Here is a 14,683-nt window from a genome sequence, read left to right as displayed (position 1 = left end):
GGCGAAGGGAGATGCCCGTACGACAGGCCCTAGCGTTCCCCTACCCGCATCTCGAACCAGGTGGTCTTGCCGCGGGGCAGCAGATCGACGCCCCAGCGGTCGGCGAGTTTGTCCACGAGGAAGAGGCCCCGGCCGCTGATGTCGGTCTCCTGCACCGGCATCAGACAGGGCAGCCCGCGTGAGGGGTCGCGCACCTCGATCCGGATCCAGCCCCGGCGGCGGCGCATCCGCAGGCCGAAGATCCGTGCCCCGGTGTGCCGGACGGCGTTGCCGACAAGTTCGGAGACCAGCAGGACGACGTCCTCCGCCATCTTCGGACTGAGCCCCCACTCGCGCAGCACGACGACCTGGGCGAGACGGCGGGCGGTGGCGGCGGACTCGGGGCGGGAGGGGAGCGCGACATCCGACTCCGAGGGGTTCCCGAACAACTCCAGTGCCTTGAGCGCCCGTTCGTCCTCGACCGCGGGAGACCAGCGTGCCGCGGTCGCACGGCCGTGTCCCCGCGGCTGTTCGATACCGTCCAGCCCCGCCATGGACCCATCATGGAGGGACCGGTCCACCTCCGGGGCCGTTCCCTGGGAATACGCCCCCTGGAACCACCCCTTCCGGTTCATCGGAACGGCATATGCCGATGGCAGTTCAGGAGCGGCCGAAGCCCCTCCGACCTGCGGGGACGGCTCGGAGGACGGCAACGATCGGTCTCCCTCGACGCGACAGGCTTAAGGCTGGCTTAAGGCTGCCATAAACCGCCCCATCGAGGGACCCCGAATGAGACATCGCGTCAACTGCAAGCCCACGGGGGTGTGTTCATCACAACGCGGGATCCAGGTGTGAGGCCGGGCCCGGGCCGTTCACAGGAACGTCGCCTTGCCCGGCCCCTCCGCCACGAAGCTCCGCATCCCCCGCTCCCGGTCCTCCGTGGCGAACAGTCCTGCGAACCAGGTGCGCTCCACCGCGAGCCCGGTCTCGATGTCCGTCTCCAGGCCGCTGTCGACCGACTCCTTGGCCGCGCGCAGGGCCAGCGCCGGGCCCTTGGCGAGCTTCGCCGCCCAGGCGTGCGCCTGTTCGTAGACCTCGGCGGCCGGGACCACCCGGTCGACCAGGCCGAGCGAGAGCGCCTCCTCGGCCCTGACCTGACGGCCGGTGAAGATGAGGTCCTTGGCCCGGGAGGGGCCGATCAGTCGGGCCAGCCGCTGGGTGCCGCCCGCGCCCGGGATCAGTCCGAGCAGGATCTCGGGCTGGCCCAGCTTGGCGTTGTCGCCGGCGATCCGGTAGTCGGCGCAGAGCGCGAGTTCGCAGCCGCCGCCCAGCGCGTACCCGGTGACGGCGGCGACCACCGGCTTGGGGATCCGGGCGACGGCCGTGAAGGACTCCTGGAGGGCGCGGGAGCGCAGGACCATCGCGGTGTGGTCCATGTTCTCCATCTCCTTGATGTCCGCGCCCGCCGCGAACACCTTCTCGCCGCCGTAGATCACCACCGCGCGGACGTCGTCGCGGTCGGTGATCTCCGCGGCGAGCACCTTGAGCCGGTCCTGGGTGGCGACGTCCAGCGCGTTCATGGGCGGACGGTCGAGACGGAGCGTGCCGACGCCCTCGGCGACTTCGAGATTCACGGTCATGCCAGCAGGTTAACGGCGACTAACGACGAAGAGCCCGGTGCGGTCGGTCACACCGGGCCCGTGGCAGCGAGGCGGCCACGCCTCCCCCTTGGCCACGCCTCACCGCCGGTCGCGCCTCACCGTCGGCCACGCCTCACCGCCGGTCGCACCTCCCCGTCGGTCGCGCCTCCCCGTCTGTCACGCCGTCGCGCCGACCGCGCCTCCCGCCGGCTACGCCTTCCACTTCTCCCAGGACATGTTCCAGCCGTTGAGGCCGTTCTCCGGGGCGATCGTGGCGTCGTCGGAGTTCTTCACCTCGACCACGTCACCGAGCAGGGAGTGGGCGAAGAACCAGGCGCCCGGCGCCTTCTCGTCCCAGGCGCCCTTCACATCGCGCAGCCCGATACAGCCGTGGCTGACGTTGCGGTTGCCGAAGGCGTCGCCGCCCCAGTAGTTGCCGTGGATGAAGGTGCCCGAGTCGCTCAGCCGCATGGCGTGCGGGACGTCCGGGATGTCGTACTCGCCCTCATAGCCGACCGTCGCGCCGTCCATCCGGGTCTCGGTGTGCTTCTCGCTGATCACCATGCGGCCGTTCCAGGTCTCGTAGCCCGGGGCGCCGGTGGTGATCGGGATGGTCCTGACGACCTCGCCGTCCCGCATGACCTTCATGGTGAGCTTCTCGGCGTCGACCACGGAGACCTGGTTGCGGCCGATGGTGAAGGAGATGGTCTTGGACTGCTCGCCGTAGACGCCGGGGCGGCCTTCGACACCGTCGAGAGCGAGCCGGACGGTGACCTCGGTGCCGGACTTCCAGTACGTCTCGGGGCGGAAGTCGAGGCGGTCGTCGCCGAACCAGTGGCCCTCGACCTCGACGGGCGGCTCGGTCCTGATCTCGATGGCCTTCTCGACGGCGGCGGGGTCGGTGATGCCCCGGTCGAAGCGGATCGAGAACGGCATGCCGACCCCGACCTTCGAACCGTCCTCCGGGGTGAACCGGCCGAGGAAGGTGCTCTCCGGGGTCAGCGTGGTGAAGCGGGACTTCTCGGTGGCGGTCCGCCCGTCGGCGTCCGCGGCGACCGCGCGCACCTGGTACTCGGTGGCGGTCGCGAGAGGGGAGGACGGCGTCCAGGTGGCGCCGTCCCCGGATATCTTCCCGGCTATCCTCGCGCCCCCGGGCCCCTCCACCTCGACCTCGGTCAGCTTGCCCTTGCGCGCGGTCACCTTGAGGGCGCCGCTGGTGTCCACGGACCCGGCGCCGTTCTTCGGCGCGATCGCGACGACCGCCTCCGACGGACCGCTCACCGCCGACGCCGCGTCCCCACCCCTGTCCTTGTCCTTGCCGTCGCCGGAACCCGCTCCCGGCCCCGCTCCCCCACCGCCGCAGGCGGTCACGGCCAGCAGCACCGCCCCGGCGAACAGGGCGCCCGCCCGTCCGCGTCGGCGCCCGGCCCGCGCGTCAACCGACGCCCCCGATATCGGTCGCACCTTCAAGGTCGTACTCCCCCTCCCCGGACCCCCCGGGTCCGCGAGCCGGCGCGTCACATGCGCGCATGGCGCATATTAACCCTGTGGTCAGCGGCCCGGACGGGGGGATCCGGTCACCGTTCGGTCCCAACCGGTGCCGCTCACCGGCCGGTTCACCCCGGCCCTCACCGCACGGCGCTGCCCGCGGTCCAGTCGGCCCACGTCATGTTCCAGCCGCCGAGCCCGTTGTCGGGGGCGACGGTCCGGTCCTTGCTGCGCACGATCTCCACGACATCCCCGACCAGGGTGCGGTCGAAGAACCAGCCGGCCGGGGTGTCCGCGCCGCCGCCCTTCACATCGCGCAGTCCGACACAGCCGTGGCTGACGTTGCTCTGGCCGAACACCGAGTCGTCCGCCCAATAGTTGCCGTGCAGGAAGGTGCCGGAGGAGGTGAGCCGCAGGGCGTGCGGGACGTCGGGGATGTCGTACTCGCTCTTGCCGTCGGACTTGCGGAAGCCGACCGTGGCCCCGTTCATCCGGGTCATCTCCAGCATCTCGGTGACGACCATCTTGCCGTTGTACGTGGTGGAGCGCGCGGCGCCGGCGGTGATCGGGACGGTGGCAAGGAGCGCGCCGTCGCGCCGGACCTCCATGGTGTGGGCGGCGGCGTCGACCAGGGAGACCTGGCTGCGGCCGACGGTGAAGGCGAAGGTGCGCTGCTGGGTCCCGTAGACGCCCGGGGCGCCCTCGACGTCCCGCAGCCGCAGGTCGACGGTGACGCGGGTGCCGGGCTCCCAGTAGCGCTCGGGGCGGAAGTCGAGACGGGTGGCGCCGAACCAGTGCGGGCGGACCTCCACCGGCGGGTCGGCGGTGACCCGGACGGCCCGCTCCACCTGGGCGCGGCGGGTGATGTCCCGGTTGAACTCCAGGGAGACGATCATTCCGGTGCCGACCGTCGAGCGGTGCTCGGGGGCGACGTAGCCGATGAAGCGTTCCCCGGGCACCTCGGTGGTGAAGGTGGTGTGGCGGGCCGAGCGGCGGCCCTGTCCGTCGCGGGCGACCGCGTCGACCGTGTACTCGGCGGCGAGGCCGAGCCGGCGTTCGGCGGGTTCCCAGCTGCGGCCGTCCTCCGACAGCCGGCCCGCCACCTCGCTGCGTTCGGCGTCCTGGACCCTGACGACCCGTACCGACTCCAGTCGGCCGTCCGTCACCCGGACGGCGAGCCGGGAGTCGGCGCCGACCTCCTCGGCGCGGTCGTCGGGGGTGATGCGGATGGTGTCCTCGGGGGACGGCGGTTTGCCGAGCATCTCGTCGATCCCGGCGCCTTCGGTGCAGCCGGCCACCGCGGCCAGCAGTCCTGCCCAGGTCAGTAGGGCGGCCAGTGCGGCCCCCGCGCGCCGCGCGCGCCCGTGCGTGTGGTTCACGAAAGGGCACAACGACCGGGCCCGCCCGGGGGAAACGTGAGTGCGAGCCGACCGGTGGGCAGAACAGGGGAAGACGACGTGGCGGGGAGCCCCGGCCGGGATGCCGGGGCGGCCGGCCGGCCGCGTCGCGCGGGAGCCGCGGGGAGGCCAGGTGTCCAGCGCAGCCGAGCAGGAGGCGGTGGCGGAGCAGCACGCCGCCGCCGGGCGGGACCGTCCGGTGGCGGCCCCCGCCCGGCCCCGGTCGCCGGGCGGGCGGGTGCCGCCGGGGGTACCGGTGCGGCCGGGGGCCTCGACGCCGCTGGGGGCCCGGTTCCGGGTCGGGGCGGACGGGGTGGCGGGCACCAACTTCGCGCTGTGGGCGGGCGGGGCGGAGGCGGTCGAGCTGTGCCTGTTCGACGCGGCGGGCGGCGAGCGGCGGGCGCCGCTGACCGAGCTGACCCATGGCATCTGGCACGGGTTCGTGCCGGGGGTGCGGCCGGGTCAGCGCTACGGCTTCCGGGTGCACGGCCGCTGGGATCCGTGGACCGGCGCCCGCTGGAACCCGGCGAAGCTGCTGCTCGACCCGTACGCCCGCGCCGTCGACGGGGACTTCGGGCTGCCGCCGGAGGTGTACGGGCATGTCCGGGACTGGCCCCAGCAGCAGGTCGCCGACACCGTCCGCGACGACCGGGACTCGGCGCCGTACGTGCCCAAGGGGGTCGTCGTCCACGATGACGACGACTGGGCGGACGACCACCGGCCCAAGACGCCCTGGGCGGACTCGGTCCTCTACGAACTGCATGTGCGCGGCTTCACCCGGCTGCACCCCGGCGTCCCCGAGGAACTGCGCGGGACGTACGCGGGCCTCGCGCACCCGGCGGCCATAGCGCACCTGGTGGAGCTGGGTGTCACGGCGGTCGAACTGCTGCCGGTCCACCAGTTCGCGCACGAGGACCATCTGCTGCGCCGGGGGCTGCGGAACTACTGGGGCTACAACTCCATCGGCTACTTCGCCCCGCACGCCGGGTACGCGGCCACCGGCACGGCCGGTCAGCAGGTCGGCGAGTTCAAGCGGATGGTGCGGGCGCTGCACGCGGCCGGCATCGAGGTGATCCTGGACGTGGTCTACAACCACACGGCGGAGGCGGGCGAGTTCGGGCCCACGCTGTCGCTGAAGGGCGTCGACAACCGCGGCTACTACCGCCTCCAGGCCGACGCCCGCCGCTACGCCGACTACACCGGCTGCGGCAACACCCTGCACGTGGTGCAGCCGCAGGTGCTGCGGCTGATCACCGACTCGCTGCGCTACTGGGTCACCGAGATGGGCGTCGACGGCTTCCGTTTCGACCTCGCGGCGGCGCTGGCCCGCTCCATGCACGATGTCGACATGCTCTCCCCGTTCCTCGCGGTGATCGCGCAGGACCCGGTGCTGCGGCGGGTCAAGCTGATCGCCGAGCCGTGGGACGTGGGCTCGGGCGGCTACCAGGTGGGCGCGTTCCCGCCGCTGTGGACCGAGTGGAACGACCGCTACCGGGACGCCGTACGGGACTTCTGGCGGGGCGCGCTGCCGGATGTGCGGGAGATGGGGTACCGGCTGTCCGGGTCGAGCGATCTGTACGCGTGGGGCGGGCGGCGGCCGTGGGCGTCGGTCAACTTCGTCACCGCGCACGACGGTTTCACCCTGCGCGACCTGGTGTCGTACGAGCGCAAGCACAACGAGGCCAACGGCGAGGGCAACCGGGACGGCACCGATGCCAACCGGGCCTGGAACTGCGGCGCGGAGGGCGAGACCGACGACGCGGCGGTCCGGGCGCTCAGACGCCGCCAGGCGCGGAACCTGCTGACGACGCTGCTGCTGTCGACGGGGGTGCCGATGCTGGTCGCGGGCGACGAGATGGGCCGCACCCAGCGCGGCAACAACAACGCGTACTGCCAGGACAACGAGATCGGCTGGCTGGACTGGAGCCTTCTGGAGGAGCCCGGTCCGCGGGCGCTGAGGGAGCTGACCGCCCGGCTGATCGCGCTGCGCCACCGGCATCCGGTGCTGCGCCGCCGGGCGTTCTTCTCCGGCCGGGCGCACTCGGCGGACGGGCTGCGGGATCTGGCCTGGTTCACCGCGCGGGGCTCGGAGATGACCGAGGAGGACTGGTACGCCCCCGCCGCCACCCTCGGCATGTATCTCTCCGGCCGCGACATACCGGGCCGCGACGAGGGCGGGGCGCCGGTGGTGGACGACAGTTTCCTCGCCGTGCTGCACGCCGGCGCGGACCCGGTGGACTTCGTGCTGCCGGGGCCGCCGTGGGCCGAGCGGTACGAGGTGGTGGTCGACACCTCGCGGGAGGAGCAGGGCGGGGCGCCGGGGGTGGAGTGCGCGGCGGGGGCGGCGGTGCGGGTGCCGGGGCGGACGGTGCTGCTGCTGAGGGTGGCGGGCTGAGAGGGGGGCCGGACGGGCCGGTCAGCCCAGGATGCCGCGGTCGTACGCCACCGCCACCGCCGCGGCGCGGTCCTTGACGCCGAGCTTGGCGTACAGGTGGGTGAGGTGGGTCTTGACCGTGGCCTCGCTGATGAACAGGACCCGGGCGATCTCTCGGTTGGGGGTGCCCTTGGCGACCAGGGCGAGCACCTCGCGCTCGCGGGCGGACAGCGGCTCGTTGCCGGGGCCGGGGGTGCGGACGGCGGAGACCAGCCGGGAGGCGACGGCCGGGGAGAGCACCGTACGGCCCTGCGCGGCGGCCCGTACCGCGGTGAACAGTTCGTCGCGGGGGGCGTCCTTGAGGAGGTAGCCGGTCGCGCCCGCCTCGATGGCGGGCAGGGTGTCGGAGTCGGTGTCGTACGTCGTCAGCACCAGCACCTTGGCGCGGGCGCCGCGCCGGGTCAGCTCGGCGATGGCGGCGACCCCGCTGCCGCCGGGCATCCGCAGGTCCATGAGGACCACGTCCGGGTCGAGGGCGAGAGCCTGGGCGACCGCCGCCACCCCGTCGGCCGCCTCGCCGAGGACGGTGAAGCCGGGCGCGGACTCGAACATGCCGCGCAGTCCGTCGCGGACGACCGGGTGGTCGTCCACGACGAGGAGGGTGATCGGGGGCGGGGCGGCGGGTGGAGCGGCGGGCGGGGCGGGCGCGGGGTCATGGCTCATGGCGGACCAACGGTACGCGAGCCGACAGCGCGGTGCCGCCGCCCGGTTCGGACTCGACGGCGAGGGTGCCGGCGATCCGTTCGGCGCGGGCGCGCATCCCGTCGAGGCCGAAGCCGCCGGCGCGGCCGGGGGCGGGCACGGCGGCCGGGACGAAGCCGCGGCCGTCGTCGCGGATGTCGAGGACGACCTCGTCGCCCATGTAGGAGAGGGTGACGCCGACCCGGGAGGCGGCGGCGTGCCGGGCGGCGTTGGACAGCGCCTCCTGGGCGATCCGCAGCAGGGTGGCGGAGACCTCGTCGTGGAGGTGCTCGGCGGTGCCGGTGAGGGTGAAACCGGCCCGTACGCCGGTGTGTTCGGCCCATTCGGCGACGGTCTTCTTCAGGGCCTCGGGCAGGGTGTCGCCCGCCAGGGCGAGCGGGCTGAGGTTGTGCACGGAGCGGCGGGCCTCGCCGAGGCTGTGCCGGGCGAGGCCCGCGGCGCGTTCCAGATGGGTGCGGGCCAGCGTCTCGTCGGGGGCGTTCATGACGACCTGGAGCTGGGCGATGATGCCGGTCAGGCCCTGGGCGATGGTGTCGTGGATCTCGGCGGCGAGCCGACGCCGCTCGTCGGCGACGCCGGCCTCCCGGGCCTGGAGGAGCAGTTGGGTGTGCAGGGCGGCGTTCTCGTCCAGGGCGCCTTGCAGGGCGGTGTTGGTGCGTTCCAGTTCGGCGATGGTGGCGGCGCGTTCCTCGGCGCGCTCCTCCTCCTTGTCCGAGAGGTAGCCGATCGCCAGGTAGAGCGTGGTGTTGGCGGTGATGAGTCCGGTGAGCGCCAGCCAGTGCATGGGGCTGCGCAGCGGCAGCCCGCCGGCCTGGGCGACGGAGACGGCGACGGCGGTGAGGAACACCCCGGACCACTGGGCGCGGCGGCCCCGGATCAGTTCGGCGACGTCGAAGAAGCCGGGGGCCGCGGCGAACCCGAAGAACGGGTTCAGGGCGACCAGGGCCAGGGACATCGCCCAGCGGAGCAGGAAGTACGCCGTGCCGAGCGGGGAGGGGGTGAGGGGGCGTCCGGCGCGCTCGGCCCGGCGGCGGGCGAGGTCGAAGCCCTCCTGGAGCACGACCGTCGCCACCACCAGGGCCAGGGCCGCCCAGCGCTGGCCGGGGCGGGGCATCAGTTCCCCGGCGGTGGCCAGGGCCATGACCGAGCCGATGCCGAGCAGTCCGTACGGTCCCCATCTGCGGAACTGCTCCCAGCGTTGCTCCAGGTCGCGGTCGGTGTCGGTCACGCGTCCAGTCTGCATGCCGGCTCGCCTACTCCCAGCGGAACCAGCGCAGGGCGGCGGCGGTCAGCCCCACCGTCCACAGGGCCGTGACGACCAGGTGGGTCCAGTCGGGCCAGCCGCCCGCCGCGGCCTGGTCGAGGGCCTGTGCGACGGCGCCGAAGGGGGTGAAGCCGACGACGTCGGCGAGGACGTCCGGCATCGCGCCGACCGGCACCCACACGCCCGCGCAGAACATCATCGGGAAGAGCGTGCCCATCCCGATGGCGCCGGCGACCTTCACGTTCGGGGCGAGGGCCGAGATGACGGCGCCCAGGGCGAGCGCGGCGAGCACCCCGAGCAGCAGGGCGAGGGCGTAGCCGAAGGGCTGCTCGGGCAGGGCGACGTCGAAGGCGAACCGTCCGACGAGCAGGGCGAGCAGCGCCGAGAGGAAGGCGGCGAGGCCGTGCACGAGCACCTGCGCGGACAGCAGGGCCGAGGGCCGTACCGGGGTGGTGGAGAGCCGGCGCAGGATGCCGTGTTCGCGGTAGCCGGTGAGGTTGGCGGGCATCGACTGGGTGCTGCCGACGATCATGCCGAGCAGGACGGAGACGGGGACGTAGGCGTCGACGAGCCGCAGTCCGCCGAGCACGTCCTGCTCCTCGCGGAAGGCGGGGACGGCGCCCATGACGCCGAGCAGCAGGGGCGGGAAGAGCAGGATCCAGAAGACAGCGCCGGGTTCGCGGCCGAAGAGCCGCAGTTCGGTGCGGAGGACGGCGTTGTTCATGGGGTCTCCGTCAGGTCCAGGTAGGCGTCGTCCAGCGTGGCGTCCAGGACGCGGAGCTGATGGACGGTGATCCGGCGGCGGGCGAGCAGGGTGAGGGTGGCGTCGACGGTCTCGTCGGTGCCGGTGAGGGTGAACCGGCCGTCGGCGCACTGGACGGAGACCACGGCGGGCAGCCGGTTCAGGTCCTCGGGGTCCAGGGGCGCGGACGGGGTGAAGCTGATGACGGTCCGGCCCGCCGAGCGGCGGATCAGCCCGTCCGGGGTGTCGAGCGCGGCGATCCGGCCCCGGTCGATGACCGCGATGCGGTCGCACAGCCGCTGGGCCTCTTCCATGAAGTGGGTGACCAGCAGGACGGTGACGCCCTGGTCGCGGACGTCCTCGATGAGCCGCCAGGTGTCACGGCGGGCGCGAGGGTCGAGGCCGGTGGTCAGTTCGTCCAGGACGACGATCCGCGGGCTGCCGATCAGCGCGAGCGCGATGAACAGCCGTTGTTTCTGGCCGCCGCTGAGCTTGTCGAACGGCACCCCGAGCCGTGCGGTGAGGCCGAGGCGTTCGGCGAGCGCGCGCCAGTCGGCGGGGTCCGGGTAGAGGGAGGCGTACAGCTTCAGGGCCTCCTCCACGGTGAGCTTGGCCTGGAGCCGGCTCTGCTGGAGCTGGGCGCCGAGGAGGCGGGCGACCTGGTCGTGGTCGGTGAGGGGGTCGAGACCGGCGACCCGGACGCGTCCGCTGTCGGGGATCCGCAGTCCCTCCACGCATTCGACGGTGGTGGTCTTGCCGGCGCCGTTCGGGCCGAGGATGCCGAAGACCTCGCCCTCCTCGACGGTGAAGGAGACACCGTCGACGGCGGGCCGGCCGCCGTAGGACACGCGTAGTTCGCTGACTTCGATGACAGGCATGCGCCCAGCGTGGCCGCGGGGCGGGGGCCGGCACATCGGACGACCCGCTCGAAGCGGCATCGGCCGATCGGTTGACCAGCGGCTACGACCTCTGCGGCAGGGAGATCCCGCGGGCCCGCGGCGAGCGGCGAATCCGCAGGTCGTAGGACCAATGACGGAGTCCGCTCGGGGGGAAACCCACTGGGAAGTGTCAGTGGCTATCCGTAGGCTCACTCCTGATGTCCACGCCACTTGCCACCGCACCCGCCGCCGCTCCCGCTCCCGCCGAAGGTCAGGAGAACCGCTCCGCCGTACGCGCTCTGCTGCGGCTGTGGCCGTACGTACGGCCCGTGCGGTCCCGTCTGATCGTCGCCGCGTTCATCGCGATCGTCGCCTCCTGCATGGGGCTGGTGATCCCGCTCGTCCTCAAGTGGATGGTGGACGGTCCGGTGGCCGACCGGGACACGGCGGGTGTCTGGCTGGGCGCGCTGGTCCTGCTGCTGCTCGGTGTCGCGGAGGCGCTGCTGTTCGGGCTGCGGCGCTGGCTGGTGGCGCGTCCGCTGTCGCGGGTCGAGGCGGAGATGCGGGCGGATCTGTACCGGCATCTGCAACGGCTGCCGATCGCGTTCCACGACCGCTGGGCCTCGGGCCAGTTGCTGTCGCGGGCCACGACGGATCTGATGCTGCTGCGGATGTTCCTCGCCTTCCCGCTGACGTTCCTGCTGGTCAACGGGGTGACGATCCTGGTCGGCGTGATCATCATGCTGATCCAGGACTGGACGCTGGGGCTGGTGATCCTCGGTCCGGTCATCCCGCTGATCGTGTGCTGCGCGCTTTTCGAGAAGCGGTACGCGCGTGTGGCGCGGCTCGCCCAGGACCAGGTCGGCGATCTGACGACCCTGGTCGAGGAGAGCGTGCTCGGCATCCGGATCGTCAAGGGCTTCGGCCGGCACCGCAGTCAGGCGCGCGCGTTCCGGGAGATGGCCCGCACCCTGCGCGGCACCGAACTGCGCAAGGCGCGGCTGCTGGCGATGATCTGGGGCGTCATCACCGCCCTGCCGGAGATCGCCATCGGCGCGGCGCTGGTCGTCGGTGTCGTCCAGGTCTCCGACGGGGCGCTGTCGGCGGGCACGCTGGTGGCGTTCCTGTCCACGGCGCTCGCGCTGCGCTGGCCGGTGGAGTCCATCGGCTTCCTGCTGGCGATGAGCCAGGAGGCGGCCACGGCGACGGAACGGTACTTCGAGGTGATGGACGCGGCACCGGAGTCGTCGGAACGGCACCGCGAGGTGAGCGACGCGGCACGGAAGCCGCCGGAACGGCACCGCGAGGTGAGCGACGCGGCACCGGATTCCTCCTCGGTACCGGACGACCGGGGCGCCGGGTGGCCGGCGACGGGTGTCCGTGGGCTGGCGTTCCAGGACGTCACCTTCCGCTACCCCGACGCCCCGCCCGACGCGCCCCCCGTCCTGGACCGCGTCGACCTGCACATCCGCCCCGGTGAGTCCCTGGCCCTGGTGGGCGCGACCGGCAGCGGCAAGACGACCCTGACCGCGCTGGTCCCCCGGCTGCACGAGGTCACCGGGGGCCGTATCACCCTCGACGGGGTCGACATCACGGCGATGCCCCGTGAGGAACTGCGCGCGGCCGTGGCCGTCGCCTTCGAGGAACCCACCCTCTTCTCGGCGACCGTCGGGGAGAACGTCCTGATGGGCGCGGGCGGCGACACGGGCACCGCCCCGGCCGACCTGAACCGCGCGCTGGGCGTCGCCCAGGCCGAGTTCGCGCACGCGCTGCCCCAGGGCACCGACACCGAGGTCGGTGAGCAGGGCCTCAGCCTGTCCGGCGGTCAGCGTCAGCGCCTCGCGCTCGCCCGCGCGGTGGTGGGACGGCCCCGGTTCCTCGTCCTGGACGACCCGCTGTCCGCGCTGGACGTGCACACCGAGGCGGCGGTGGAGGCCGCGCTGCGCCAGGTGCTGGCGGACACCACCGCGCTGATCGTGGCGCACCGCCCCTCGACCGTACTGCTGGCCGACCGGGTGGCACTGCTGTCCGGCGGCCGGATCACCGCCGTGGGCACCCATCAGGAACTGCTCCGTACGAACGCCGAGTACGCCCATCTGATGTCGGGCGTGGACACCGGCGAACCGGCCGCGGGCCGCACCGAGTCCAGGAAGGACGGCGAGCGATGACGGCGCCCACGACGACGAGCGCGGCCACCGACGACGCACCGGACCTGCCCCGGCCGCGGGACGCGGACGACGCCTTCGACCAGGACGTCCTGCCGTCCCCGCCCGGTGCCACGGGCCGGCTGCTGCGCTCGCTGCTGGCACCGCTGAAGGCGCGGGTGGCGCTGACGGCCGTCATGCTGCTGCTCGGGCAGGCGGCCGTGCAGGCGGGCCCGTTGCTGGTGGCGTACGCCATCGACCGTGCGGTACCGGCGCTGCGCGAGGACGGGAACAAGGGGCCGCTGATCGCGGTGGGCGTCGGCTATCTGGTGTGCGCGGTGGCGGCGGGCCTGTTCCAGTCGGGGTTCATCATGGCCGCGGCCCGGGTCAGCCAGTCGGTGCTGCTGGATCTGCGCGGCCGGATCTTCCGGCACTCGCAGGCGCTGAGCGTCGACTTCCATGAGCGCTACACGTCGGGCCGGCTGATCTCCCGTTCCACGACGGACGTGGAGTCGCTGCGCGAACTGCTGGACGAGGGCCTTCAGGAACTCATCACGGTCGTCCTCTCCTTCGTCTACATCTCGGCGATGCTGCTCTGGCTGGACCTGGGGCTCGGCGCGGTGGCGGTGGCGTCGTTCGTGCCGCTGTATCTGCTGGTGCGGTCGTACCAGCGGCGGGCGGGCCGGGTGTACCGGGTGCGGTCGACGGCGATCGCGGCGGTGATCGTGAAGTTCGTGGAGACGATGAACGGCATCCGCCCGGTGCGCGCGTTCCGCCGCGAGGAGGCCAACGAGGCCGACTTCCGGGTGCTGAACCGGCGTCATGAGCGGACCAACGGGGACGCGCTGCTGGAGATGGCCCGCTATGTGGTCGGCTCCCGGCTGGTCGCCAACACGGCGGTCGCGGTGATCGTGCTGTGGGGCGCCTACCGGGTGGCGGACGGCACGCTGGCGCTGGGGGTGCTGGCGGCGGCGGTGCTGTATCTGCGGCGGCTGTACGACCCGATCGACCGGCTCGGGATATTCCTGAACTCCTACCAGTCGGCGGGGGCCTCGCTGGAGAAGATCGCCGGGCTGCTGGCGCAGACGCCGACGGTCCCGGAGCCGGAGCGGCCCCGGCAGCTCCCGGCCCCGGTGTCCGCGGACCTGCCGGGCCGCGAGGTGGTCTTCGACGGGGTGCGGTTCGCCTACCGCACGGGCGGCGAGGTGCTGCCCCGCTTCGACCTCACCCTCCCGGCCGGGCAGACCGTCGCGGTCGTCGGCACCACGGGGGCGGGCAAGTCGACGCTGGCCAAGCTGCTCGCCCGGTTCTACGACCCGAGCGAGGGCCGGGTGCTGCTGGACGGGGTGGACCTGCGCGACCTCGCCGTGCCCGAGCTGCGGCGCGGGGTGGTGATGGTGACCCAGGAGGCGTTCCTGTTCTCCGGCACGGTCGCCGAGAACATCGCGATCGGCCGGCCGGACGCCTCCCGCGAGGAGATCGAGCGGGCGGCGAAGGCGATCGGCGCCCATGACTTCATCAGCGCGCTGCCCGACGGCTACGACACCGACGTACGCAAGCGGGGCGGCCGGATCTCCGCCGGTCAGCGTCAACTGGTGGCGTTCGCGCGGGCGCTGCTCGCCGATCCGGCGGTGCTGATCCTGGACGAGGCGACCAGTTCGCTGGACGTACCGGGCGAGCGGGCGGTGCAGCGGGCGATGGCGACGGTCCTCAAGGGCCGTACGGCGGTGGTGATCGCGCACCGGCTCTCCACGGTCGAGATCGCCGACCGGGTCCTGGTGATGGAGCACGGCCGGGTGGTGGAGGACGGCACCCCCGGGGAACTGACGGCGGGCACCGGCCGGTTCGCGGAGCTGCACCGGGCCTGGCGGGACAGCCTGGCGTGAGCGGGCGACGGGACGGACGGCGGACCCGCCGCCCGGTCCCCGCCCGGCGTCGAGCCGCACCGGAGCACGTCTGAGGGCGCCGAGGGGGATGCGGCGCGCGCCGGAGCACGGCGCGGACATCGAGGGGGG

At 73.0% G+C, this 14,683-nt stretch carries 11 protein-coding genes; 3 read left to right on the top strand and 8 right to left on the bottom strand.

Annotated features, from left to right (window positions below; translation table 11 throughout):
- Positions 1-29 precede the first annotated feature (29 nt).
- The 4 genes from ACIQNG_RS23450 to ACIQNG_RS23435 form a co-directional block, all read right to left on the bottom strand.
- Positions 30-533, bottom strand: a complete 504-nt coding sequence (locus ACIQNG_RS23450) for an ATP-binding protein (RefSeq protein ID WP_401432167.1) — start codon at positions 531-533, stop codon at positions 30-32.
- A gap of 318 nt (positions 534-851) precedes the next feature.
- Positions 852-1,619, bottom strand: coding sequence for an enoyl-CoA hydratase/isomerase family protein (locus tag ACIQNG_RS23445; RefSeq protein ID WP_401432165.1), 768 nt, complete (start codon positions 1,617-1,619; stop codon positions 852-854).
- A gap of 210 nt (positions 1,620-1,829) precedes the next feature.
- A complete protein-coding gene (locus tag ACIQNG_RS23440; RefSeq protein WP_401487535.1) occupies positions 1,830-3,089 on the bottom strand; it encodes an Ig-like domain-containing protein in 1,260 nt (419 codons plus the stop codon).
- Between the two features lie 158 nt (positions 3,090-3,247).
- Positions 3,248-4,486: an Ig-like domain-containing protein gene (locus ACIQNG_RS23435; protein ID WP_401487533.1), complete on the bottom strand. Its 1,239-nt coding sequence runs from the start codon at positions 4,484-4,486 to the stop codon at positions 3,248-3,250.
- Positions 4,487-4,637: 151 nt separating this feature from the next.
- Here ACIQNG_RS23435 and glgX point away from each other — a divergent pair, with 151 nt between their 5' ends.
- A complete protein-coding gene (gene glgX / locus ACIQNG_RS23430; RefSeq protein ID WP_401487531.1) occupies positions 4,638-6,899 on the top strand; it encodes a glycogen debranching protein GlgX in 2,262 nt (753 codons plus the stop codon).
- Between the two features lie 21 nt (positions 6,900-6,920).
- On the opposite strand, the gene ACIQNG_RS23425 is transcribed toward glgX, so the two are convergent.
- The 4 genes from ACIQNG_RS23425 to ACIQNG_RS23410 are packed head-to-tail and all read right to left on the bottom strand — an operon-like array spanning position 6,921 to position 10,524.
- On the bottom strand, positions 6,921-7,601 hold the full coding sequence (locus ACIQNG_RS23425; protein WP_401432155.1) for a response regulator: 681 nt from the start codon (positions 7,599-7,601) through the stop codon (positions 6,921-6,923).
- On the bottom strand, positions 7,591-8,868 hold the full coding sequence (locus tag ACIQNG_RS23420) for a sensor histidine kinase (RefSeq protein ID WP_401487529.1): 1,278 nt from the start codon (positions 8,866-8,868) through the stop codon (positions 7,591-7,593). Before ACIQNG_RS23420 ends, ACIQNG_RS23425 begins: the two co-directional genes overlap by 11 nt.
- Positions 8,869-8,893: 25 nt before the next feature.
- On the bottom strand, positions 8,894-9,628 hold the full coding sequence (locus ACIQNG_RS23415) for an ABC transporter permease (RefSeq protein ID WP_401487527.1): 735 nt from the start codon (positions 9,626-9,628) through the stop codon (positions 8,894-8,896).
- Positions 9,625-10,524 (bottom strand): ABC transporter ATP-binding protein, encoded by a 900-nt coding sequence (locus tag ACIQNG_RS23410; RefSeq protein WP_401487525.1) that lies wholly within the window; start codon positions 10,522-10,524, stop codon positions 9,625-9,627. Before ACIQNG_RS23410 ends, ACIQNG_RS23415 begins: the two co-directional genes overlap by 4 nt.
- Before the next feature lie 218 nt (positions 10,525-10,742).
- Between ACIQNG_RS23410 and ACIQNG_RS23405 the strand changes: the two genes are divergently transcribed.
- Together ACIQNG_RS23405 and ACIQNG_RS23400 are read left to right on the top strand one after the other, a co-directional pair.
- Positions 10,743-12,692 (top strand): ABC transporter ATP-binding protein, encoded by a 1,950-nt coding sequence (locus ACIQNG_RS23405; RefSeq protein ID WP_401487524.1) that lies wholly within the window; start codon positions 10,743-10,745, stop codon positions 12,690-12,692.
- The gene (locus ACIQNG_RS23400) at positions 12,689-14,554 is read left to right on the top strand and encodes an ABC transporter ATP-binding protein (RefSeq protein WP_401487522.1); all 1,866 of its coding nucleotides are present in this window, start codon (positions 12,689-12,691) and stop codon (positions 14,552-14,554) included. Before ACIQNG_RS23405 ends, ACIQNG_RS23400 begins: the two co-directional genes overlap by 4 nt.
- Positions 14,555-14,683 lie beyond the last annotated feature (129 nt).

The organism is Streptomyces sp. NPDC091377, from assembly GCF_044757045.1.
Taxonomy (GTDB): domain Bacteria; phylum Actinomycetota; class Actinomycetes; order Streptomycetales; family Streptomycetaceae; genus Streptomyces.
Note: the sequence above shows the minus strand (reverse complement) of the source record. Positions and strands in the feature narration are given on the sequence as shown.

Excerpts from the sequence above, each read along its gene's own strand:
- ACIQNG_RS23450 (WP_401432167.1), bottom strand. The coding sequence starts at position 533 with ATGGCGGGGCTGGACGGTATCGAACAGCCGCGGGGACACGGCCGTGCG.
- ACIQNG_RS23445 (WP_401432165.1), bottom strand. The coding sequence starts at position 1,619 with ATGACCGTGAATCTCGAAGTCGCCGAGGGCGTCGGCACGCTCCGTCTC.
- ACIQNG_RS23425 (WP_401432155.1), bottom strand. The coding sequence starts at position 7,601 with ATGAGCCATGACCCCGCGCCCGCCCCGCCCGCCGCTCCACCCGCCGCC.
- ACIQNG_RS23415 (WP_401487527.1), bottom strand. The coding sequence starts at position 9,628 with ATGAACAACGCCGTCCTCCGCACCGAACTGCGGCTCTTCGGCCGCGAA.
- ACIQNG_RS23410 (WP_401487525.1), bottom strand. The coding sequence starts at position 10,524 with ATGCCTGTCATCGAAGTCAGCGAACTACGCGTGTCCTACGGCGGCCGG.
- ACIQNG_RS23405 (WP_401487524.1), top strand. The coding sequence starts at position 10,743 with ATGTCCACGCCACTTGCCACCGCACCCGCCGCCGCTCCCGCTCCCGCC.
- ACIQNG_RS23400 (WP_401487522.1), top strand. The coding sequence starts at position 12,689 with ATGACGGCGCCCACGACGACGAGCGCGGCCACCGACGACGCACCGGAC.